The organism is Pseudomonas sp. Nvir, assembly GCF_963778085.1.
Taxonomy (GTDB): Bacteria; Pseudomonadota; Gammaproteobacteria; order Pseudomonadales; family Pseudomonadaceae; genus Aquipseudomonas; species Aquipseudomonas juntendi.
Window position 1 is genome coordinate 1 of sequence record NZ_CAVZVN010000039.1, and the last position, 1,045, is coordinate 1,045.

Below are 1,045 nucleotides of genomic sequence, written 5' to 3' on the forward strand. Positions count from 1 at the left end.
TCGGACATTCCACCATCCAGCCGGCTTCGTGGAGCCCTTTCACCAGCACATCGCGACGGCGCTTATATTGTTCGGCAATTTCACGCACGCACTGCTGATCGCCCTCAAGGGCAGCGATCGCCGCCACCTGCAGCGGCGTAAACGTGCCATAGTCGTGATAGCTTTTGATGCGAGCGAGGGCATTCACCAGGGTCTTATTGCCGACCATAAAGCCAATGCGCCAGCCGGCCATGTTATAGCTTTTCGACAGGGTAAAGAACTCGACGGCGACATCGCGCGCGCCGGGCACCTGCATGATGGAGGGCGCTTTCCAGCCGTCATACACGATATCGGCATAGGCCAGATCGTGGACGACCAGGATGTCATACTGCTTCGCCAGGGCGACGACCTTTTCAAAGAAGTCCAGCTCCACACACTGCGCCGTTGGATTCGAGGGAAAGCCAAGGATCATCATCTTCGGCTTCGGGTAACTCTCGCGGATGGCGCGTTCCAGCTCGTTAAAGAAATCCACCCCTTCCACCAGCGGCACCGAGCGCACCTGCGCCCCGGCAATCACCGCGCCATAGATGTGAATCGGGTAGCTGGGGTTTGGCACCAGCACCGTGTCGCCATGATCCAGGGTCGCCAGCATCAGGTGCGCCAGCCCCTCTTTCGAACCAATGGTGACGATCGCTTCCGATTCCGGATCGATGTCAACGTTATAGCGTTCTTCATACCAGCGTGAAATGGCGCGACGCAGGCGCGGGATCCCCCGCGAGGTAGAGTAACCATGGGTATCAGGCCGTTGGGCAACGGTGCAAAGTTTTTCCACGATATGCGGCGGCGTCGCGCCATCGGGATTGCCCATACTGAAATCAATAATATCCTCGCCGCGCCGGCGCGCAGCCATTTTCAGTTCAGCAGTAATATTAAAAACGTACGGGGGGAGACGATCGATACGCGTAAAACGGCGTTCAGGACTGGATTCAGCCATAGGTTCCTCTGATTAACGTTAGCGCCCGGACCGTCCGAGCGACGCTGCCGCTGTTGCGGCTCGTTTAGAAAA

General features: G+C 57.8%; 1 protein-coding gene. It reads right to left on the reverse strand.

Annotated elements, in window-relative coordinates:
* Positions 1–973: alanine transaminase (alaC, locus tag AACG97_RS00300; RefSeq protein ID WP_338463248.1), on the reverse strand; the 973-nt coding region annotated here is incomplete at its 3' end.
* Positions 974–1,045: the final 72 nt, after the last annotated feature.